Source organism: Streptomyces capoamus (assembly GCF_014654935.1).
GTDB lineage: Bacteria > Actinomycetota > Actinomycetes > Streptomycetales > Streptomycetaceae > Streptomyces > Streptomyces capoamus.
Map to the genome: position 1 here is coordinate 310,886 of NZ_BNBF01000008.1, position 645 is coordinate 311,530.

Annotated in this window: 1 protein-coding gene; it reads left to right on the top strand. The window is 77.8% G+C overall.

Annotation, left to right across the window (positions count from 1 at the left end; translation table 11 throughout):
- The coding region (locus IE312_RS40315; protein WP_368860011.1) for an RNA polymerase sigma factor at window positions 1-645 on the top strand (645 nt) is incomplete at both ends.

The following is a 645-nucleotide window of genomic DNA, read 5'->3' on the forward strand; positions in this document are numbered from 1 at the left end:
CGGAGACCACGACCCGCACGACCGGCGCGCACCGGGCACACCGCGAGGCCCGTGAGACACGTGAAGCGCGGGAGGCGCGGCGCGCGGAGCGAGAGGCACGCGACCGTGCCGCCGCGCGCACCGTCGCCCAGCACACGCCGGCGCGCTACGAGCCGTACCTGGACGGCCTCTTCACCTACTGCCTGTCGGTCCTGTGCGACCACGACACCGCCACCGCCGCGCTCGGCGACGTCCTCGCCCTGGCCGAGCGGCGCGCCCACCGGGTCCCGGTGGCGGCCGGCGACCGCAGGGCCTGGCTGTACGCGCTGGCCCGCTGGGCCTGCCTGCGCAAGCTGGCCGAGGCCAAGCAGAAACGTCAGGCCACGCACGCGGCCGGCCGCGGCACTGCCGCGAAGACGGTCCCGGACCCGCCCGTCGCCCCGGACGTCCAGGAGGAGCGGCGCCACGAACTCGCCCTGCTGGCCTGGCCGGAGGCCGCCGGTACGACGCCCGAGCAGCGCGAGGCCCTGGAACTCGCCGTGCGGCACCACCTCTCGGCCCACGAGGTCGCCGCCGTCCTCGGCATGGAGCCCGCCGCCGCGCGCGAGCTGCTCGCCTCCGCCGCCTGCGAGGTCGAACGCACCCGCGCGGCCCTCGCCGTGGTCC